We start from the raw sequence: 18,917 nt of genomic DNA, 5'->3' as shown, positions 1-18,917 counted from the left end.
TAGCAAGTTGGTCCCACCCCTTCCCATCCCGAACAGGACCGTGAAACAACTTTGCGCCGATGATAGTGCTGCAACCAGTGTGAAAGTAGGTTATCGTCAGGCTTGTTATTCGAAAAACCCCCTTCCGGTGATCCGGTGGGGGTTTTTTTACGTCTGGGGGGGCTAGTGGTGTTCGTCGGCTGACGCGCGCAGCGCTAAGCCGACCTACGTTTTATTGCAATAAAAGGCCACTTTTGGTCCCATTTTCAGGCAAATTGCGATATAATTCGCCTCCTCAGATCAGATGGTTTGCTGCCCAGTCGGGAGCAGGCTGTTGAAAAAGTTATGCCTGATGACCATAGCAAGTTGGTCCCACCCCTTCCCATCCCGAACAGGACCGTGAAACAACTTTGCGCCGATGATAGTGCTGCAACCAGTGTGAAAGTAGGTTATCGTCAGGCTTGTTATATAAAAAAACCCCGCTAGGTGCGGGGTTTTTTTTCGTCTGCAGCATTCATCGGACTAGATGCCCCAGGTGATGCTTTCACCTTCCGCCTTGGCCGAGCGCAGCATTTCCATCAAGGGATAGGCGCGCTGCGAGAAATGCACTTTTTGCGCGCGCGCATGGGCGCCCGTTTCGCCATCTTCCAGGGTTTCCGGGGTATGCGCATCGTGTTCGATGTCGTTTTCCGGATGCAGTTTGCTTTCCGCGACTTCTTTTTCCAGCAATGCCAAGGCATCGCCCGCTTCGGCTGGCGTGATGACGCCGCGTGTGGGGTTCTTGTGCAGGATGTCGAGGATGCGCTGGGCATGTTCTTGGTACATCAGCACTTCAGGGGAGGATTTGGATTTGAATGAGATCAACATAAGCGCTTTCTGAAACTTGTTGTTAGTGTCGAAACAATATCACGACTTGAAATGTCGCACAGGCCGTCCGATTGCCCGGATTGCGCATTTGCAAGCCGGACAGGGCCATCTGTTGGACAACGCACGTATTTACAAGAGCTTGCTTACCGTGAACACAGCCGTTTAAGCGATCGTTAAGTCTCAATCCAGTTTCACCGAATCCATGAAGGTGTCGATGGTGTCACGCGACAGCTTGCTTTCTTCACCGAGAATGATGATCTGGAAGATGCGTTTATCCTGCGCCACAAAACGGCCGACCAGCACGACCGGCTTGCCTTGCTGTGTGCCGCTGGCCTCGATGCTGAGCGAACTGCGCTGGTGTGTTCCGGCCACCGTGCTGCTGGCCGTCGATGCCGATTTTTCGCTGCGCACGCTGCCGTTAATATTTTTTAACAGGGCAGTCTGCATGGCGGGCAGGGCGGCTTGCGCCTGTTCTGCGTTGTCGAGCACGGCGCTGCCGATGGCGAAGGTATTGCCATCGACCTCGCTGGCCGTCATGGTCAGGCTGACTTTCTTGCCATCAAGATCGATCTCGCGCGTCAGCACGGCAGGTTTGCCTGGAAACAAGGCCGTGAACTGGGCGTCGGGGCTGCGGTAGTCGCGCCAGTCGAACTTCGGACTGCAAGCCGACAAGATGCCGGCGGCCGCGAGCGTAGCCAGAAAGAGGGCAAGTGATGGTTTTTTCATCAGCAGATGGTAGCAGCGCCGCCAGTCGCGCGCAATCGTGCACGTGCGGCGCTTACGGGCCGCCTTATATTTCACGCAGCACGCGGCGGTACTGGATCGCTTCGGCGACGTGCGGCTGCGTGATGCCGGGGCTAGCCTCCAGGTCTGCGATGCTGCGCGCCACGCGCAGTACGCGGTGGTAGGTACGCGCCGACCAGTGCAATCGCGCCATGGCGCCGTGCAGCAGCTGTTCCCCATGCGTTTCCAGGCGACAATGTTGTTCGATTTCCGTGCTGCTCAGGCGCTGATTCGCCTTTCCCTGGCGTGCCAGCTGCAGGGCAAAGGCTGCCGCTACCCTCGTGGCGATGGCTTGCGTGCTTTCGCCGGCGCCGGCGTGCCGGCCCAGCGCCGCCGGCGGCATGGCGGTCACTTCAATTTGCAGGTCGATACGGTCGAGTAGCGGACCGGACAGGCGACTGTGATAACGAAGCACGGCGTCCGGCGTGCAGCGGCAACGGCCGGAAGCGTGGCCCAGATAGCCGCACGGGCAGGGATTCATGGCGGCGATCAACTGGAAGCGGGCAGGAAACTCGGCCTGGCGGGCCGCGCGTGAAATGTTGATCACGCCCGATTCCATGGGCTGGCGCAGCACATCGAGCACCCGGCGCTGGAATTCGGCGATTTCATCGAGAAACAGCACGCCGCAGTGCGCGAGCGAGATTTCTCCGGGGCGCGGCACGTTGCCACCGCCCACCAGCGCCACGCCGGACGCCGTCTGGTGCGGGGCACGATAGGGGCGGCGTTTCCAATGTTCCACCTTGAAGTGGCCGCCCAGCGAATGCACGGCAGCCGATTCCAGCGCCTCTTCGTCGCTCATGGGCGGCAGCACGCCGGGAAAACGGCTGGCCAGCATGGTCTTGCCCGCGCCTGGCGGCCCGACCATCAGGACGTTATGGCCGCCTGCGGCCGCCACTTCCAGCGCCCGCCGCGCCTGCTGCTGCCCTTGCACGTCGGCAAAGTCGGGATAGGCCAGAGCGTGCGCTGCCAGCATGGGCTGATGGCGTTGCAAGGCCGTGTGGCTGCCGTGCGCGGCAAAATGCGCGCAGACCTCGAGCAGGCTGTGGGCGGGATAGATGCAGGCATCGCTGACGAGCGCCGCCTCGTCCGCGTTTGCCTGCGGCAGGATGAAGGCGCGTGGCGCACCTGCCGGGCTGCGCTGCATGGCAAAAGTCATGGCCAGGGCGCCGCGAATGGGACGCAACTGGCCTGAAAGCGACAGTTCGCCCGCGAATTCGTAATGATGTAATTGGTCGCCCGGCAACTGGCCGGAGGCGGCCAGGATACCCAAGGCAATAGGCAGGTCGAAGCGGCCCGATTCCTTGGGCAGGTCCGCCGGCGCCAGATTGGCCGTGATGCGCCGTGCCGGCATCTCAAAGCCGCAGTTTTGCAGCGCCGCACGGACGCGGTCGCGCGATTCCTTCACTTCCGTATCCGGCAGGCCGACGATGGTAAAAGAAGGCAAGCCATTGGCAAGGTGGACTTCGACACTTACTTCGGGCGCTTCCATGCCGGCCAGGGCGCGGCTTTTCAGGACTGCCAGGCTCATCAGACTCCCCTGCACCGCGGGCGCGGGCACGATCAGTCTAGCCCTTGCATCAGCTTGACGCTTGATGTGTGCCAGCAAGGCCACCGATTCCGGCGCCTTGCTGGCCCGGCATCAGGCTTTCGGGTCGTTCAGGCGGGCTTCCAGTTCGATCAGGCGCAACTCCAGTGCGTCGAGTTTGGCACGGGTCTTGGCCAGCACTTGCGCCTGGATATCGAATTCTTCGCGCGTGACGAGATCGAGGCGGGCGAAGCCTTGGGTCATCATCGATTTCACGTTTTTCTCGATATCCTTGGCCGGCGAGTTCTCGATGGCTTGGTGAATCTTGCCTTGCAAGTCGTTAAAGAAGGTATTCATGTCCATGATCAGTCCTTTTATGGTGCGGCATGTGCATCGCACCATTGCGGTGCACAGCGGTGTTAATCTGGTGCGAAAATAGGCAAATCCACAACGCTTCAGCAGCGTATTTCCGCATGCCCAGCGGCTTGCAGGGTATGTATGGCCGGAAAGGCACCTGTCAAGGTGGCAAGAGAGCTGGCACGTATTCTGCTAAAGAAGGTATGAACGCTTTGTGATCTCCAGCCAAGATTTTAAACCTCAACCGCTTTAAAAGTTCAATAAAAGGGAATCGCCATGAAGAATCTGTCCAAGAACATGACTTTAGCTGCAGCGTTGACGCTGGCCATGACCGCCTTGTGCGGCAGCGCCATGGCCGAGGATGCAGTGGCGGCGCCTGCTGCGGCCGAAGCCGTACCGGATAACGTGGTGAGCTACAACGTGGCCCTGACCAGCGATTACCGTTACCGTGGCGTGTCGCAAAGCCGCCTGAACCCGGCCGTCAGCGGCGGCGCCGACTATACCCATAATCCGACGGGGTTGTACGTGGGCACCTGGTTGTCGAGCATTAAGTGGATCAAGGACGGCGGTGGCGATACCAATGTGGAATGGGATATCTACGGCGGCAAGCGGGGCGAGTTCAGCAAGGATTTTACCTATGATGTGGGCGGCCTGTACTATTTCTACCCATCGAATGGATTGAGCACGAATGCCAATACCTTCGAGCTGTACGGCCAGCTCGGCTACGGTCCGCTGTACATCAAGTACTCGCACTCGACGACCAATCTGTTCGGCGTGCCTGACAGCAAGAACAGCGGCTACCTCGATGTGGGCGGCAACTTCGATTTGATCGACGGCTACATCATGAACGTGCATATCGGCCGGCAGAAAGTCGAGCACAACGACGCCCTCAGCTATAACGATGTCAAGTTCGGCGTGACCAAGGATTTCGGCGTGGTGACCGTGGCTCTGGCCGCCGTCAAGGCCAACATCACGTCGCTGGCACCGAATGGCAAGAATCTGGCGAAATCCGGTCTCGTGCTGACCGTATCCAAAACCTTTTAAGCGAGACTGCCATGAAAATGATTACTGCAATCATTAAACCGTTCAAACTGGACGAAGTACGCGAAGCCTTGTCGGCTATCAATGTACAAGGCATTACCGTCACCGAAGTCAAAGGTTTCGGCCGCCAGAAAGGCCACACGGAACTCTACCGTGGCGCCGAGTATGTCGTCGATTTTTTGCCAAAAACCAAGATTGAAGCAGCCGTCGATGACGCCATTGTCGACCAGGCCATCGAAGCGATCGAAGGCGCCGCGCGTACCGGTAAAATCGGCGACGGCAAGATTTTCGTCTACAACCTGGAACAAGTCATTCGCATCCGTACCGGTGAAACCGGCAACGAAGCGCTCTAAGGGGAATATTGATGCGTAAAAATATAACAAAATTGCTCGCTGGGTTTGCCTGTCTGTGTGCGTTTGGCGTCGCCACGCCAAGCTTTGCCGATGCCCCTGCCAAGACCGAGGCAGCCACGACTGCCGCCGTCGCCACCCCCGCCGTCACGCCCGTGCCTGACGCGGCCGCTCCAGCCGCTGTCCCTGCAGCGCCGGCCGCCACAGCTGCGCCAGCCGCCGCGCCCGTCGCCAACAAGGGCGATACCAGCTTCATGATGATTTCCACCTTGCTGGTGATCTTGATGACCATTCCCGGCCTGGCCCTGTTCTACGGCGGCCTGGTGCGCTCGAAGAACATGCTGTCGGTGCTGATGCAAGTGTTCATGGTGTTCGCGCTGGTCATCGTGCTGTGGTGCATCTATGGCTACTCGATCGCCTTCACGGAAAAAACCGCCTTCTTCGGTGGCTTCGACCGCCTGTTCCTGAACGGTATCTGGGACCCGGCCAAGGGCACGTTTGCCGCCGCCGCCACCTTCAGCAAGGGCGTCGTCATTCCCGAGTTCGTCTTTGTCGCTTTCCAGGGCACGTTTGCCGCCATCACCTGCGCGCTGATCGTCGGCGCGTTCGCCGAGCGCGCCAAGTTTTCCGCCGTGCTGGCCTTCGTCGTGCTGTGGTTCACGTTCGCCTACTTGCCAGCGGCCCACATGGTGTGGTTCTGGACCGGTCCTGACCTGATCACCAACGCCGCCACCTCGGCCAGCGAAGCCCTGAAAGCGGGCTGGATCTGGCAAAAAGGCGCGCTGGACTTCGCCGGCGGCACCGTGGTGCACATCAATGCCGCCGTCGCCGGCCTGGTGGGCGCGATCATGATCGGCAAGCGCGTCGGCTACGGCCGCGAATCGATGGCGCCGCACTCGCTGACGATGACCATGATCGGCGCGTCGCTGCTGTGGGTGGGCTGGTTCGGTTTCAACGCCGGTTCCTCGCTGGAAGCGGGCGACGTGGCGGCCCTGGCCTTCGTCAACACCTTGCTGGCCACTGCCGCCGCCACCCTGTCGTGGGTATTTGGCGAGTGGATCAGCAAAGGCAAGCCATCCATGCTCGGTGGCGCATCGGGCGCCGTGGCCGGCCTGGTGGCGATCACCCCGGCCGCCGGTTTTGTCGGCCCGATGGGCGGTCTGGTCATGGGCTTGCTGGCGGGTATCGTCTGCCTGTGGGGCGTGAATGGCCTGAAACGCCTGATCGGCGCCGACGATTCGCTCGACGTGTTCGGCGTGCATGGCGTGGGCGGCATCCTCGGCGCCTTGCTGACGGGCGTGTTTGCTGCACCACAACTGGGCGGCCAGGGCATCTTCGATTATGTCACCAACAAGATGTCGGCCGACCCGTATTCGATCGGCCATCAGGTGTGGGTGCAGGCGCAAGCGGTCGGCACCACCATTCTCTGGTCGGCCATCGTCTCCGTCGTCGCCTATAAACTGGTCGATATCGTCATCGGCCTGCGCGTACCGGAAGAAGAAGAGCGCGAAGGCCTTGATATCACCAGCCATGGCGAGCAAGCGTATCATGGCTAAATAGTAATGTTCTGCCATGCCAGCGCCCCGGCGCGGCATGTCCGGCCAGAAAAGGCGCCTCATGGAGGTGCCTTTTTTTCGTTGTGGGAATGGAAAAGGTCTTTAAAACAAGGGTTTTGCCCCGATTTGGGGTACTTACACGGTAATATAGTCGGCAGTTCTGTGTGCTTTTTTGAATACTGCACATAATTTAAGGATGTAACTATGGTTCCCCATCTCGTCACGGCCCTGACCGGACCGCTGCTCGACCTCGAAAAAAAGATTCTGGCCGCGACGCCGGCCATTGAGCGCTGGTTTCGCATGGAGTGGCAAGAGCACACGCCGCCCTTCTATTGCTCGGTAGACTTGCGCAACGCCGGCTACAAGCTGGCGCCCGTCGATACCAATCTGTTCCCCGGCGGTTTCCATAACCTGGCCACGGAAATGCTGCCCCTGTCCGTGCAGGCGGCGATGGCCGCCATCGACAAATATTGCCCGGACGCCCGTAACCTGCTGATCGTGCCGGAATTGCACAACACCACGCCGCAATACCTGCAGAACGTGGCGCGCCTGATGCAGATCTTCCGCCAGACGGGTCTGCACGTGCGCTTCGGTTCGTGGTCGCCCGAGATCACCCAGCCGACACCGCTGGCGTTGCCAGATGGCAACATGCTCGTCATCGAGCCGCTCGTGCGTTTGAACAATGGCCGCCGCCTGGGCTTGAAGGATTTCGATCCGTGCACGATCTTGCTGAATAACGACTTGTCGGACGGCATTCCCGATATCCTGCAAAATATTCACGAGCAAAGCCTGCTGCCGCCCTTGCACGCAGGCTGGGCCTTGCGCCGCAAGAGCAACCACTACACGGCCTACGATGAAGTGGTGAAAAAATTCGGCAAGATGATCGATGTCGATCCGTGGATGCTCAACCCCTTCCACGCCAAGTGCAGCGACGTCAACTTCCAGGAAGGCGAGGGCGAGGACGCGCTGGCCGCCAGCGTCGACGTGCTGCTGGCCAAGATCCGCAAGAAATACAAGGAATACGGCATCAAGGAAAAGCCCTTCGTCATCGTCAAGCCCGATGCGGGCACGTATGGCACGGGCATCATGACGGTGCGCGACGCCAGCGAAGTGCGCGACCTGTCGCGCAAGCAGCGCGACAAGATGTCCATCGTCAAGGACGGCAAGGTCGTCACCGACGTGATCATCCAGGAAGGCGTGCCGACCTTTGAAAGCATCAAGGATGCCGTGGCGGAACCTGTCGTCTACATGATCGACCGCTATGTGGTGGGTGGCTTTTACCGCGTGCATGCTGAAAAAGGCGTGGACCAGAACCTGAACGCGCCCGGCTCGCAGTACGTGCCGCTGGCGTTTGCCCAGCAGCATGCCGTGCCGGACTTGAAGGCCAAGCCGGGCACGGCCGCGCCGAACCGCTTCTATGTGTATGGCGTGGTGGCGCGCCTGGCCTTGCTGGCCGCGTCGCTGGAAATGGAGCGCACGGACCCGAATCCCGAGGTGTATTGATCCCTCCCCGCAGCTTGCCGGGCGCGGTGACTACCGCACCTGGCGATCTCGGCTAGAATCAAGCATTCCTTATCAGGCTCCCCGATTGGACGCACCATGAAAATTGCATTCCTTGCCGACCCGCTGGCAGGCTTCAAGACTTACAAAGATTCCACCTTCGCCATGATGCGCGAGGCGGCCAGGCGCGGCCACGCCGTGTATGCGTTCGAACAGAAGGACATGGCGCTGGAAGAAGGCATCGTCACGGCGCGGGTCAAACACATCGAGCTGACGGGCGACGAACACGACTGGTACAAGGTCGTTTCCACCGAGGAAGTGCGCCTGTCGGTCCTGGACGCCATCATCGAGCGCAAGGACCCGCCGTTCGACATGGAATACGTGTACGGCACGTATTTGCTGGAACTGGCGGAAAAGCAGGGCGCGCACGTCTTCAACAAGCCGTCCGCCATCCGCGACAACAATGAAAAGCTGGCCATCGCGCAGTTTTCCGAATTCACGTCGCCGACCCTGGTGACGTCGGACGAAGCGCGCCTGCGCGCCTTCCACGCCAAGCACCAGGACGTCATCTTCAAGCCGCTCGACGGCATGGGCGGCACGGGCATCTTCCGCGTCAAGGCCGATGGCCTGAACCTGGGCGCCATTATCGAGACCTTGAGCGAGAACGGCGCGCAAACCATCATGGCGCAGCGTTTTATCGCCGACATCGTCAAGGGCGACAAGCGCATCCTCGTCATCGGCGGCAAGCCTGTGCCGTTTTCGCTGGCGCGCATCCCGCAGGCGGGCGAGGTGCGGGGCAACCTGGCGGCCGGCGGCACGGGCGTGGCGCAGCCGTTGACGGCGCGCGACCTGGAAATCGCAGAAAAGCTGGGCCCGATCCTGGCCGCGCGTGGCCTGATGCTGGTAGGATTGGACGTGATCGGCGACTATCTGACGGAAGTCAATGTCACCAGCCCGACCTGCTTCCAAGAAATCATGCAGCAGACGGGTTTTGATGTGGCTGCCATGTTTGTCGATGCCGTCGAGCATGGCGTTGCGCAAGCGCGGCAGCGCTAGAAGGTGAGTGACTATGGTAGGGATTTTGCTCATGACACATGCCCCGCTGGGACAGGCCTTCATCGCCGCCTGCGCGCATGTGTTTCGCGGGCCAACGGAACGGTTTGAAGCCATCGACGTCGTCGCCGACCAGGACCTGGCGGAAGTGCAAAAGCTGGCGTCGGAGGCCATCTGCCGCCTCGACGACGGCTCCGGCGTGCTGGTGATTACCGACGTGAAGGGCGGCACGCCGTCGAACTGCTGCAACAAGCTGGCCGATGCGGGCAGGGTGGAAGTCATCGCCGGCATCAGCCTGCCGATGCTGCTGCGCGCCATCACGTATCGCCGCGACACGCTCGACGTGGTGGTGGAGATGGCGCTGGCCGGCGCGCAAAGCGGCGCCGTGCGCGTCGATAACCGCATTCGCGTGGGCGAGTAAAGAGTGACATGGCCGCCGCCCTGAAGGCGGCGGGTTTTATAGGCAGGGCTGGCAACAATGCAGTGCATTCAGGGATAGAGACCATACAAAAATGATTCAAAAAGAACTCGAAATCATCAACAAGCTGGGACTGCACGCACGCGCCTCCGCCAAATTTACCCAGCTCGCCGCCAAGTTCAAGAGCGACGTCTGGCTGACCCGCAACGCGCGCCGCATCAACGCCAAGTCCATCATGGGCGTGATGATGCTGGCCGCCGGCAAGGGCGCGAAAGTGACCCTGGAAGCCGAGGGCGATGATGAGCAGGCATGTGTCGATGCGCTCACCGCCCTGATTAATGACAGGTTTGGCGAAGGCGAGTAATGCCCGCCGAACGCAGCCGCAGCCGCATTCCGACAGGTCAACCCATGGCATCTTTCACGCTCCACGGCATCCCGGTTTCCCGCGGCATCGCCATCGGCCGCGCACATCTGCTGGCGCCGGCCGCCCTTGACGTCAAACATTACCTGGTCGCCCAGGAACAGATCGAAGCCGAAGTCCAGCGCCTGCAAAGCGCCATCGCCACCGTCCACAAGGAACTGCAGACCCTGTGGAACGAGCTGCCCAAGGATGCGCCCACGGAGCTGGGCGCCTTCATCGACGTGCATGCGCTGATCCTCTCCGACCCGATGATTTCCGAAGCGCCGCTCGACATCATCCGCAAGCGCCATTACAACGCCGAATGGGCGCTGCTGACGCAGATCGATGAATTGTCGGCGCAGTTCGACGAAATCGAAGACCCGTACCTGCGCGAACGCAAGGCCGACATCCAGCAGGTGGCCGAGCGCGTATTGAAAGTCTTGCTGGGTACGGAGCAGCTGCTGCCCAAGGCCGCGGCCGAAGACGAATTGATGGCGCAGATGATCGTCGTCGCCCACGATATCTCTCCGGCCGACATGCTGCAGTTCCGCGACCGCTCCTTCATCGGCTTCATCACCGACGTGGGCGGGCAGAACTCGCACACGGCCATCGTCGCGCGCAGCCTCGATATTCCCGCCGCCGTCGGCATGTCGCAGGCGTCGATGCTGATCGAGCAGGACGACTGGCTGATCATCGACGGCGACGCCGGCGTGGTCATCGCCAACCCCAGCGCGCTGGTGCTGGAACAGTACCGCGAGCGCCAGGTGGCCATGCAGCGCGCGCGCAAGAAGCTGGGCAAGCTGAAAAAGACGCCGGCCGTGACCAAGTGCGGCACGCCCGTCACCCTGCTGGCGAATATCGAGTTGCCCGAGGATTGCTCGTTTGCGCTGGAGTCGGGCGCCAGCGGCGTGGGGCTGTTCCGCTCCGAATTCCTGTTCATGGGCCGCGCCCACAAGATTCCCACCGAGGACGAGCAGTTCGAGGCTTACCGCAACACGGTGCAGTCGATGAAGGGAAAAGTCGTCACCATCCGCACGCTCGACATCGGCGCCGACAAGCCGCTCGACCAGTCCGACCATACGGCCTTGAATCCCGCCCTGGGCCTGCGCGCCATCCGCTACTGCCTGGCCGAGCCGCAATTGTTCCTGACGCAGCTGCGCGCGATCCTGCGCGCCTCGGCCTTCGGCAAGGTGCGCATCCTGATCCCCATGCTCGCGCATGCGTTCGAGATCGACCAGTCGCTGGCCATGATCGCGCAGGCGAAGGCCAGCCTGCGCGAGGAGGGCGTCAAGTTCGACGACGAGGTCGAAGTGGGCGCCATGATCGAGATTCCCGCCGCCGCGCTGGCCCTGCCCATGTTCGTCAAGCGCATGGATTTCCTGTCGATAGGCACGAATGACCTGATCCAGTACACCCTGGCCATCGACCGCGTCGACTACGAAGTGGCGCATTTGTACAATCCGCTGCATCCGGCCGTGCTGCAGCTGATCTCGATGACGATCGCGGCCGGCCACAAGGCGGGCATCGACGTGGCCGTGTGCGGCGAAATGGCGGGCGACGTGAAGCTCACGCGCTTGCTGCTGGGCATGGGGCTGCGCGAGTTTTCCATGCATCCGGCCCAGCTGTTGGCGGTTAAGCAAGAGATTCTCAACAGCGACTTGAGCCTGATTGCACCACAAATGCGCAAAATTATGCGTTCCATGGAACCAAATGTGATCGCGGAAGCCGTACAACAGTTGCAGCTCATGTAAACTGTCAGCTATCAGCATCAGGACAGCTCGCGCGCGGCAAGAGGTGTCCTGATGTTAAAGTTGCAGCACCTATCATCGCGGTGCTGCATCGACCATGGCCCGTGGGGCCGCCCCCCTTTTATAAACCGACACACATGTCATCCATTGGAATCGTTTCGCCGCAAACCATGTATTTTGCGCAACCCCTGCAGCTGCAAAGCGGCGCATCGCTGCGGGACTATATGTTGATGTATGAAACCTACGGCACCCTGAACGCCGATAAATCGAACGCGGTGCTGGTCTGCCACGCCCTGAACGCCTCGCACCACGTGGCCGGCGTCTATGCGGACGAGCCGAAAAGCACGGGCTGGTGGGACAATATGGTCGGTCCCGGCAAGCCGCTCGACACGGACAAATTCTTCGTCATCGGCGTCAACAACCTCGGTTCCTGCTTCGGCTCGACGGGCCCCATGCACACCAATCCCGCCACCGGCAAGCCATATGGCGCTTCCTTCCCCGTCGTCACGGTGGAAGATTGGGTCAGCGCCCAGGCGCGCCTGGCCGATGAACTGGGCATCACCCAGTTCGCCGCCGTGATGGGCGGATCGCTGGGCGGCATGCAGGCGCTGGCGTGGAGCATCATGTTCCCCGAGCGGCTGCGCCATTGCGTGGTGATCGCCTCGACGGCCAAGCTGTCGGCGCAAAACATCGCCTTCAACGACGTGGCGCGCCAGGCCATCCTGTCCGACCCCGATTACCATGGCGGCGACTTCTATGCGCACGGCGTGGTGCCGAAGAACGGCTTGCGCGTGGCGCGCATGGTGGGCCACATCACGTATCTGTCGAACGACGACATGGCCGAAAAATTCGGCCGCAAGCTGCGCGACGCGGCGCAGACGGGCGACTACAAATTCGGCTTCGGCATCGACTTCGAGATCGAATCGTATCTGCGCTACCAGGGCGACAAGTTCTCCGAATATTTCGACGCCAACACCTACCTGCTGATCACCAAGGCGCTCGACTATTTCGATCCGGCGCGCGCGCATGGCGGCAACCTGGCCAAGGCCCTCTCGGGTACCAAGGCCAAGTTCTTCCTCGCCTCGTTTTCCACCGACTGGCGCTTCTCGCCCGAGCGCAGCCGCGAGATCGTCGAAGCGCTGGTGTGCAACCGCCGCCAGGTGACGTACGCCGAGATCGACGCGCCGCACGGCCACGACGCCTTTTTGCTGGAAGATGCGCGCTACATGAACATGGTGCGCGCCTATTATGGCCAGGTTTGGAACGACATCGGGGCGGGCTTGCCCGCTCCTGCACCGCACACCGCCGTCCGCCAGGGCGCGAAGGAGACCGCATGACTTTTGACGAATTGAGCGCGCTGCGCCCCGACCTGGCCTTCATCGCCCACTGGGTGCCGAACAACGCGCACGTGCTGGACGTGGGTTGCGGTGAAGGCGTGATGCTGGAGTATCTGCAAAGCGACAAGGAGTGCAGCGGCTATGGCATCGAGATCGCCGATGACAAGGTGCTGGCGAGTACCCAGCGCGGCGTGAACGTAATCCAGCAGGACATGGAAAAGGGCCTGGCCATCTTTGGCGACAACAGCTTCGACACGGTGTTGTGCCTGTCGTCCTTGCAGATGATGAAGCAGGTCGAGCCGCTGCTGCGCGACATCGTGCGCGTCGGCGCCGAGGCTATCGTCTCGTTTCCCAACTTCGCCTACTGGCCGCACCGCGTGGCGCTGCTGAAAGGCCGGATGCCCGTGTCGAAATCGCTGCCCTACCAGTGGTACGACACGCCCAACGTGCGCTGCGCCACCATCAACGACTTCCGCGAACTGGCCGAGGAATGCGGCCTGGAAGTGATCGAATGCGTGGCCCTGGCCGAAGGCAAGATGGTTTCCGTGCTGCCCAATCTGCGCGGCGACCTGGCCGTCTTCCGCCTGCGTAAAAAAGCGGTGCATTGATGACCACAAGCCCGGCGCCTGGCTGGCGTTCCTATGCCAATGGCCGCATGCTGGCCGTGCTGGTGCTGGGCTTCAGTTCCGGCCTGCCCCTGTTCATCCTGCTGTACCTGCTGCAGGCATGGCTGGCCAAGTCGGGCTTGAACGTCAAGGCGCTGGGACTGTTCGCCCTGGTGCAATTCCCCTACATCTGGAAATTCCTGTGGGCGCCTTTGATGGACCGCTACCGCATCCTCGGACTGGGACGCCGGCGCGGCTGGATGGCGCTCACGCAAGTGGCGCTGTTTCTCTCCATCGGCGCTATGGGCATGCTCGATCCGCTCACGCAGATCGGCCTGATCGCGGCCGCCGCCGGCGGTGTGGCCTTTCTGTCGGCCAGCCAGGACATCGTCATCGATGCCTACCGGCGCGAAATCCTCAGCGACAACGAGCAGGGCCTGGGCGCGGCCGTCATCGTCAATGCCTATAAAGTGGCGGGCATGGTGCCGGGCGCGCTGTCGCTGATCCTGGCCGACCGCATGCCGTGGCAGCCCGTGTTCTGGATCACGGCCGCCTTCATGCTGCCGGGCCTCGTCTGCACCCTGCTGATCAAGGAGCCGACCGTGTACGGCTCGCCGCCGAAGACCATGCGCGAAGCGATCATTCTGCCGTTCCAGGAATTCATCGCGCGCGATGGTTGGCGTAACGCAATGTGGATCCTCGCCTTCGTATTACTCTACAAAATCGGCGACAGCATGGCCACGGCGCTGGCGACGAAGTTTTATCTGGACCTGGGTTTCAGCATGACGCAGATCGGCCTGGCCGCCAACACCACAGGTTTCTGGGCCAGCCTGGCCGGCGGCGTGGTGGGCGGCGTGTGGATGCTCAAGCTGGGCATCAACCGGGGCCTGTGGGTGTTTGGCGCGCTGCAGGCGATCGCGATTCTGGGATTCGCCTGGCTGGCGCAAGTGGGGCCGAATACCATGTTACTGAGCGCGGTGATCGGTTTTGAAGCGTTCGCCAGCCTGGGCCTGGGCGCGGCCGCCTTTGTCGCCTTCCTGTCGCGCACAACGGACCCGCGCTACACTGCCACGCAATATGCCTTGTTTTCCAGCCTGAGCGCCGTGCCGCGCACCCTGATCAATGCCTCGGTGGGCTTTCTGGTCGCCGAGCTGGGCTGGTTCTCGTTTTTCATCGTGTGCTTCTTCCTGGCCTTTCCGGCCATGATGATGCTGCCTAAAATTGCTCCATGGAGGTCTGCCAATGGCACCAATATCCCTTAAACGTTACGCCATCCTGGCCAGCCTGTGCACGGCCACCGCGCTGGCACCGCTGTCCGCCCACGCCCAGCAGGCGACGGTCCAGGACGGCATCAAGGTGCGTCCCCTGTCGACGTCGCGCATTTTTGCCGGCGGCGCCGATTTCAATGCACAGTCGAAGCAGCAATATGCGCAGCTGGTCAACGAGGCGAAGGAAAAAAATGCGCTGGTGCCCGACAGCGACCCGCAGGTCAAACGCCTGCGCGCCATCGCCCAGCGCATCATCCCGTTCGCCACCCGCTGGAACGAGGCGGCGGCCGACTGGAACTGGCAGGTCAACCTGCTCAATTCCGACCAGGTCAATGCCTTTTGCATGCCGGGCGGGCAGATCGCTTTTTACAGCGGCATCATCACCAAGCTCAATCTGACCGACGACGAAGTGGCCATCGTCATGGGCCATGAAATCTCGCACGCCTTGCGCGAACATTCGCAGGCGCAGGCTGGCAAGGGCAACCTGGCCGCCGTCGGCGCCAAGCTGGCCGGCGCCGGTCTGTCGGCCTGGCTCGGCGTCGATCCGAGCATCACCAGCACCGCCACGAATATGGCGGCGCAGGGGGTGATGCTGAAGTTTTCGCGCGACGATGAACGCGAGGCGGACCTGATCGGCATGGACCTGGCCGCGCGCGCCGGTTTCGACCCGCGCGCCGGTGTCATCCTGTGGCAGAAAATGGCGGCCGTGAGCAAGGGAGCGCCGCCGGAATTCCTTTCGACCCACCCGTCGGGCAAGGACCGCATCTCGCAGATGAACAGCCACATGGCGCAAGTGCTGCCCCTGTACGCGCGCAGCAAGGGCGTCAGCGTGGACGCCTTGCCGCCATACCGCAGCACCGCCATCGCGCAGCGCTAGGATGTCGAAGCGTCACGCCGCCGCACCCTTGCCCATGCGCGACGGCGTCGCCGCCAGCTATCTGTGGCTGCCGGAAGGGCAGTGGCCGGACATGCTGTCCTTTCTGGTCGAGCGCTATCCGCAGATCAGCGCCGCGCAATGGCGGGACCGCATGGCGCGCGGCGAAGTGGTCGATAGCGACGGCGCCGTGCTGGCGCCCGGCAGCACCTACAAGCGCGGCATGCGCATTTTTTACTACCGCGAGCTGGAAGGGGAAACGCCGATCCCCTTCAAAGAGGAGATATTGTTCCAGGACGAGCATCTGATCGTGGTCGACAAGCCGCATTTCCTGCCCATGACGCCGGGCGGGCGCTTCGTGCAGGAGACCTTGCTGACGCGCCTGAAGAAACGGTTCGATAGCGCCGACCTCACGCCGATCCACCGCCTCGACCGCGAGACGGCCGGCGTGGTGATTTTTTCGCGCCAGATAGCCAGCCGGGGCGCCTATCAGTCGCTGTTCCAGCGCCGCGAAGTGTGCAAGACGTACGAGGCGCTGGCGCCCGTGCTGGCGGGACGCGATTTTCCATTTACCTACCGCAGCCGCATGGTCGAGGGCGCGCAGTTTTTCCTCATGCGCGAGGAAGCGGGCGAGCCGAATTCGGAAACCGTCATCGATGTGATCGAAGAGCGCGGCGATGTGGCCTTGTACCGGCTGCAGCCGCACACGGGCCGCAAGCACCAGCTGCGCGTGCATCTGGCCTCGCTGGGCATCCCCATCGTCAACGATGCGTTTTACCCGCTGGCCCTGCCGTGCAAGGAAGACGACATGTCGCAGCCCTTGCAGCTGCTGGCGCGCGCCATCGATTTCACGGACCCATTGAGCGGCGAGCCGCGCCATTTCGAAAGCCAGCGCGTGCTGGCGTAACCCGACACCCCCGTTGGCGTGTCAACCATGTTGTCGGATTATGGCCCTGCGGACCTCGGCGGCCCCACCTAATCGACCTACGGTAGATCAGACGTAGGTCGGCTTAGCGCGAAGCGCGTAAGCCGACACCACCACGGACGTGTCAAAGATCAGCTCTTGACCGTGTAATCGATGATCAACGGTGCGTGATCGGAAAACCGCTCGTCCTTGTAGACGCTGACCGTATGCGCCTGGGCCGCGATGCCGGGGGTGGCGACGTGGTAATCGATGCGCCAGCCCACGTTCTTCGCGTAGGCTTGGCCGCGGTTGCTCCACCATGTGTACTGGTCTTCGCGCTTGTCCAGGCCGCGGTGCACGTCGACGAAGCCCACTTCGTCGAAGACGCGCGTCAGCCAGGCGCGTTCCTCCGGCAGGAAGCCGGAATTCTTCTTGTTGCCCTTCCAGTTTTTCAGGTCGATTTCATGGTGAGCGATGTTCCAGTCGCCGCAGATCACCACTTCGCGGCCCAGCGCCTTCAATTCCAGCAGGTGCGGCAGGAACAGTTCCATGAAGCGGAACTTGGCTTCCTGGCGCTCCGGGCCGGACGAGCCGGAGGGGCAGTACACGGAAATGACGGACAGGTTGCCAAAATCGCAGCGCACGTAGCGGCCTTCGGCGTCGAATTCGGGGCTGCCGAAGCCGATATGCACGGCGTCCGGTTCCACCTTGCTGTACACGCCCGTGCCGGAGTACCCCTTTTTCTCGGCATAGTGGAAATGGCCATGGTAGCCGTGCGGGTTGAGGAATTCCGGCGTCATGTCGGGCAGCTGCGCCTTCAATTCCTGCACGCAGATGAAATCGGCCGTCTGTGTGCCCATCCAGTTGAAAAAGCCTTTTTTGGCGGCGGAACGGATGCCGTTCAGGTTGGCGGAGATAATTTTTGGCATAGGTCGAGAGTGAATGGTGAGCGCAAGCGGCGCTGGACGGCGCCGGCGGGCGCGGCATGGCGATTGTCTCGCCGCTGCGCGCGGATTAAAATACAGGCACTTTTAAAAAATGAGGCTAATGTGAATAATTTACGCCAGCAGTTTATCGCGTTTTCAGTATCCAAGGGAGTCTTGCGGTTCGGCGAGTTCACCACCAAGGCCGGGCGCCAGTCGCCGTACTTCTTCAATGCGGGCCTGTTCCATGACGGCGCCACCCTGGCCGAGCTGGCGCAGTTCTACGCGCAGACCCTGCTCGACTCGGGCGTGGAATTCGACATGCTGTTCGGCCCCGCCTACAAGGGCATCACCCTGGCGTCGGCCACCGCCGTGGCGCTGGCCGGCAAGGGCCGCAACACCTCGTTCGCCTTCAACCGCAAGGAAGCCAAGGATCACGGCGAGGGCGGTACCATCGTCGGCGCCAAGCTGCATGGCAAGGTCGTCATCATTGACGATGTGATCTCGGCCGGCACCTCGGTGCGCGAATCGGTGGACATGATCCGCGCCGCCGGCGCCGAACCCTGCGCCGTGCTGATCGCCCTGGACCGCATGGAGCGTTCCGGCCCGGACGGCCAGCTGTCGCCAAGTTCGGCGGTGCAGGAAGTGTCGAAACAGTATGGCATTCCCGTTATCTCGATCGGCAACCTGGACGACTTGTTCGGCTACCTGAACGGCGCGGGCGCCGATCCGGAACTGCTGAAACATAAGGAAGCCGTTTCCGCATACCGCGCCAAGTATGGCATTTAAAGCGCCCATGGCGGCGTTGCGGCGCGTTGCCGCACCAGCGTGCTGTCTGCCGCGCCGCGCCTTGCCCTGAGCGCTTTACATCGTATGACCTTCCAGCAGCGCCCGCAGCCGCGGGTCGCTGCAGGCGGCGCCAGCTTGCGGATGGCATTGCAGCAGCCGCCGCAGCAGCGCGCCGCCGATGCCGCGCCGGCGGAACGGCGGTTTCACGAACAGCATGTTCACCGTCACCCCATCCGCGCACTGGCTGATGTCGAGCATGGCTACCTGCTGGCCATCGATCCACGCGCACAGCGCGCTGTCTCCTTGCCAGTCTATCCGCATCACGCCAGCCATGGTTGCAACGCCGCATGCAGGCCCAGGGCGAACAGGCCGATAAAAAAGCAGCGCTTGAATACCAGCTGCGCGATGCGCCCGCGCAGCCATTGACCGGCCAGCATGCCGGCCAGCGCTGGCAGCAGCGCATACGCGGAAGCGCCGGCCGCGCCCAGGTTGAAGTCGCCGTGCAGGGCCAGGCTGGCCGCCAGCGCCACGGTCGATGCCGTAAACGCCAGGCCCAGCGCCTGCACCAGCGCATCGCGCGCCAGGCCCAGTGCCTGCAGATATGGTACGGCGGGAATCACGAAACGGCGGGAATCACGAA

General features: G+C 61.9%; 21 protein-coding genes and 2 rRNA genes. 16 read left to right on the top strand and 7 right to left on the bottom strand.

Annotation, left to right across the window (positions count from 1 at the left end):
- Both rrf (CBW66_RS25000) and rrf (CBW66_RS24995) read left to right on the top strand, forming a co-directional pair.
- Window positions 1–102: ribosomal RNA gene (gene rrf / locus CBW66_RS25000) — 5S ribosomal RNA — on the top strand; the annotation flags it as partial.
- 225 nt (window positions 103–327) lie between these two features.
- A 5S ribosomal RNA gene (rrf, locus tag CBW66_RS24995) occupies window positions 328–440 on the top strand.
- Window positions 441–501: 61 nt separating this feature from the next.
- Here the strand turns inward: rrf (CBW66_RS24995) and CBW66_RS24990 are convergent.
- From CBW66_RS24990 to CBW66_RS24975, 4 genes are all read right to left on the bottom strand, one after another.
- Window positions 502–846, bottom strand: a complete 345-nt coding sequence (locus CBW66_RS24990) for a DUF1840 domain-containing protein (RefSeq protein ID WP_071325465.1) — start codon at window positions 844–846, stop codon at window positions 502–504.
- A gap of 180 nt (window positions 847–1,026) precedes the next feature.
- Window positions 1,027–1,572 carry a hypothetical protein gene (locus CBW66_RS24985; protein ID WP_086139865.1) on the bottom strand — a complete coding sequence of 182 codons (546 nt, stop codon included), beginning with the start codon at window positions 1,570–1,572 and terminating at the stop codon, window positions 1,027–1,029.
- Window positions 1,573–1,636: 64 nt separating this feature from the next.
- Window positions 1,637–3,157 (bottom strand): YifB family Mg chelatase-like AAA ATPase, encoded by a 1,521-nt coding sequence (locus tag CBW66_RS24980; protein ID WP_086139861.1) that lies wholly within the window; start codon window positions 3,155–3,157, stop codon window positions 1,637–1,639.
- A 111-nt stretch (window positions 3,158–3,268) separates the two neighbouring features.
- Window positions 3,269–3,517: an accessory factor UbiK family protein gene (locus CBW66_RS24975; protein WP_086139860.1), complete on the bottom strand. Its 249-nt coding sequence runs from the start codon at window positions 3,515–3,517 to the stop codon at window positions 3,269–3,271.
- A gap of 270 nt (window positions 3,518–3,787) precedes the next feature.
- Between CBW66_RS24975 and CBW66_RS24970 the strand changes: the two genes are divergently transcribed.
- The 13 genes from CBW66_RS24970 (at window position 3,788) to CBW66_RS24910 (ending at window position 16,568) form a co-directional block, all read left to right on the top strand.
- Window positions 3,788–4,555, top strand: coding sequence for a TorF family putative porin (locus tag CBW66_RS24970; RefSeq protein ID WP_086139859.1), 768 nt, complete (start codon window positions 3,788–3,790; stop codon window positions 4,553–4,555).
- An 11-nt stretch (window positions 4,556–4,566) separates the two neighbouring features.
- On the top strand, window positions 4,567–4,905 hold the full coding sequence (locus CBW66_RS24965; RefSeq protein ID WP_010393464.1) for a P-II family nitrogen regulator: 339 nt from the start codon (window positions 4,567–4,569) through the stop codon (window positions 4,903–4,905).
- A gap of 11 nt (window positions 4,906–4,916) precedes the next feature.
- The gene (locus tag CBW66_RS24960) at window positions 4,917–6,458 is read left to right on the top strand and encodes an ammonium transporter (RefSeq protein WP_086139858.1); all 1,542 of its coding nucleotides are present in this window, start codon (window positions 4,917–4,919) and stop codon (window positions 6,456–6,458) included.
- Window positions 6,459–6,662: 204 nt separating this feature from the next.
- Entirely contained in the window at window positions 6,663–7,961 is a 1,299-nt protein-coding gene (gene gshA, locus CBW66_RS24955; RefSeq protein WP_070222828.1) for a glutamate--cysteine ligase, read from the top strand.
- A gap of 96 nt (window positions 7,962–8,057) precedes the next feature.
- Entirely contained in the window at window positions 8,058–9,014 is a 957-nt protein-coding gene (gshB, locus tag CBW66_RS24950; protein ID WP_086139857.1) for a glutathione synthase, read from the top strand.
- Window positions 9,015–9,027: 13 nt separating this feature from the next.
- A complete protein-coding gene (locus CBW66_RS24945) occupies window positions 9,028–9,432 on the top strand; it encodes a PTS sugar transporter subunit IIA (protein ID WP_029496035.1) in 405 nt (134 codons plus the stop codon).
- A gap of 91 nt (window positions 9,433–9,523) precedes the next feature.
- Complete coding sequence (locus CBW66_RS24940) at window positions 9,524–9,793, top strand: HPr family phosphocarrier protein (RefSeq protein WP_010393142.1); 270 nt, start codon at window positions 9,524–9,526, stop codon at window positions 9,791–9,793.
- A 44-nt stretch (window positions 9,794–9,837) separates the two neighbouring features.
- Window positions 9,838–11,580 carry a phosphoenolpyruvate--protein phosphotransferase gene (gene ptsP / locus CBW66_RS24935; protein ID WP_086139864.1) on the top strand — a complete coding sequence of 581 codons (1,743 nt, stop codon included), beginning with the start codon at window positions 9,838–9,840 and terminating at the stop codon, window positions 11,578–11,580.
- 134 nt (window positions 11,581–11,714) lie between these two features.
- Window positions 11,715–12,914 (top strand): homoserine O-acetyltransferase, encoded by a 1,200-nt coding sequence (locus CBW66_RS24930; RefSeq protein ID WP_086139856.1) that lies wholly within the window; start codon window positions 11,715–11,717, stop codon window positions 12,912–12,914.
- Window positions 12,911–13,522 carry a methionine biosynthesis protein MetW gene (gene metW / locus CBW66_RS24925; RefSeq protein WP_086139855.1) on the top strand — a complete coding sequence of 204 codons (612 nt, stop codon included), beginning with the start codon at window positions 12,911–12,913 and terminating at the stop codon, window positions 13,520–13,522. The genes CBW66_RS24930 and metW overlap by 4 nt, the downstream gene beginning before the upstream one ends.
- Entirely contained in the window at window positions 13,522–14,781 is a 1,260-nt protein-coding gene (locus tag CBW66_RS24920; protein WP_086139854.1) for an AmpG family muropeptide MFS transporter, read from the top strand. The genes metW and CBW66_RS24920 overlap by 1 nt, the downstream gene beginning before the upstream one ends.
- Entirely contained in the window at window positions 14,762–15,664 is a 903-nt protein-coding gene (locus CBW66_RS24915) for a M48 family metallopeptidase (protein ID WP_086139853.1), read from the top strand. The genes CBW66_RS24920 and CBW66_RS24915 overlap by 20 nt, the downstream gene beginning before the upstream one ends.
- Before the next feature lies 1 nt (window position 15,665).
- Window positions 15,666–16,568, top strand: coding sequence for an RluA family pseudouridine synthase (locus CBW66_RS24910; protein WP_086139852.1), 903 nt, complete (start codon window positions 15,666–15,668; stop codon window positions 16,566–16,568).
- 149 nt (window positions 16,569–16,717) lie between these two features.
- Here CBW66_RS24910 and CBW66_RS24905 read toward each other — a convergent pair whose 3' ends face one another.
- The gene (locus CBW66_RS24905) at window positions 16,718–17,494 is read right to left on the bottom strand and encodes an exodeoxyribonuclease III (protein WP_086139851.1); all 777 of its coding nucleotides are present in this window, start codon (window positions 17,492–17,494) and stop codon (window positions 16,718–16,720) included.
- Between the two features lie 120 nt (window positions 17,495–17,614).
- On the opposite strand from CBW66_RS24905, the gene pyrE reads away from it, so the two are divergent.
- Window positions 17,615–18,277, top strand: coding sequence for an orotate phosphoribosyltransferase (gene pyrE / locus CBW66_RS24900; protein WP_071079536.1), 663 nt, complete (start codon window positions 17,615–17,617; stop codon window positions 18,275–18,277).
- A 75-nt stretch (window positions 18,278–18,352) separates the two neighbouring features.
- On the opposite strand, the gene CBW66_RS24895 is transcribed toward pyrE, so the two are convergent.
- Both CBW66_RS24895 and CBW66_RS29550 read right to left on the bottom strand, forming a co-directional pair.
- Window positions 18,353–18,610 (bottom strand): GNAT family N-acetyltransferase, encoded by a 258-nt coding sequence (locus tag CBW66_RS24895; RefSeq protein WP_086139850.1) that lies wholly within the window; start codon window positions 18,608–18,610, stop codon window positions 18,353–18,355.
- Window positions 18,598–18,917, bottom strand: a 320-nt coding sequence (locus CBW66_RS29550; protein ID WP_253251347.1) for a TSUP family transporter, incomplete at its 5' end; no start/stop codon positions are given. The genes CBW66_RS24895 and CBW66_RS29550, both read right to left, overlap by 13 nt.

Source organism: Janthinobacterium sp. GW456P, from assembly GCF_002127655.1.
Lineage (GTDB): Bacteria > Pseudomonadota > Gammaproteobacteria > Burkholderiales > Burkholderiaceae_D > Janthinobacterium.
The sequence above is the reverse complement of the archived record's forward strand: the minus strand, read 5'-3'. Positions and strand labels throughout refer to the sequence as shown.

Coding starts and splice junctions, on each gene's coding strand:
- CBW66_RS24990 (WP_071325465.1), bottom strand. CDS start 846: ATGTTGATCTCATTCAAATCCAAATCCTCCCCTGAAGTGCTGATGTAC.
- CBW66_RS24985 (WP_086139865.1), bottom strand. CDS start 1,572: ATGAAAAAACCATCACTTGCCCTCTTTCTGGCTACGCTCGCGGCCGCC.
- CBW66_RS24980 (WP_086139861.1), bottom strand. CDS start 3,157: ATGAGCCTGGCAGTCCTGAAAAGCCGCGCCCTGGCCGGCATGGAAGCG.
- CBW66_RS24975 (WP_086139860.1), bottom strand. CDS start 3,517: ATGGACATGAATACCTTCTTTAACGACTTGCAAGGCAAGATTCACCAA.
- CBW66_RS24970 (WP_086139859.1), top strand. CDS start 3,788: ATGAAGAATCTGTCCAAGAACATGACTTTAGCTGCAGCGTTGACGCTG.
- CBW66_RS24965 (WP_010393464.1), top strand. CDS start 4,567: ATGAAAATGATTACTGCAATCATTAAACCGTTCAAACTGGACGAAGTA.
- CBW66_RS24960 (WP_086139858.1), top strand. CDS start 4,917: ATGCGTAAAAATATAACAAAATTGCTCGCTGGGTTTGCCTGTCTGTGT.
- gshA (WP_070222828.1), top strand. CDS start 6,663: ATGGTTCCCCATCTCGTCACGGCCCTGACCGGACCGCTGCTCGACCTC.
- gshB (WP_086139857.1), top strand. CDS start 8,058: ATGAAAATTGCATTCCTTGCCGACCCGCTGGCAGGCTTCAAGACTTAC.
- CBW66_RS24945 (WP_029496035.1), top strand. CDS start 9,028: ATGGTAGGGATTTTGCTCATGACACATGCCCCGCTGGGACAGGCCTTC.
- CBW66_RS24940 (WP_010393142.1), top strand. CDS start 9,524: ATGATTCAAAAAGAACTCGAAATCATCAACAAGCTGGGACTGCACGCA.
- ptsP (WP_086139864.1), top strand. CDS start 9,838: ATGGCATCTTTCACGCTCCACGGCATCCCGGTTTCCCGCGGCATCGCC.
- CBW66_RS24930 (WP_086139856.1), top strand. CDS start 11,715: ATGTCATCCATTGGAATCGTTTCGCCGCAAACCATGTATTTTGCGCAA.
- metW (WP_086139855.1), top strand. CDS start 12,911: ATGACTTTTGACGAATTGAGCGCGCTGCGCCCCGACCTGGCCTTCATC.
- CBW66_RS24920 (WP_086139854.1), top strand. CDS start 13,522: ATGACCACAAGCCCGGCGCCTGGCTGGCGTTCCTATGCCAATGGCCGC.
- CBW66_RS24915 (WP_086139853.1), top strand. CDS start 14,762: ATGGCACCAATATCCCTTAAACGTTACGCCATCCTGGCCAGCCTGTGC.
- CBW66_RS24910 (WP_086139852.1), top strand. CDS start 15,666: ATGTCGAAGCGTCACGCCGCCGCACCCTTGCCCATGCGCGACGGCGTC.
- CBW66_RS24905 (WP_086139851.1), bottom strand. CDS start 17,494: ATGCCAAAAATTATCTCCGCCAACCTGAACGGCATCCGTTCCGCCGCC.
- CBW66_RS24895 (WP_086139850.1), bottom strand. CDS start 18,610: ATGGCTGGCGTGATGCGGATAGACTGGCAAGGAGACAGCGCGCTGTGC.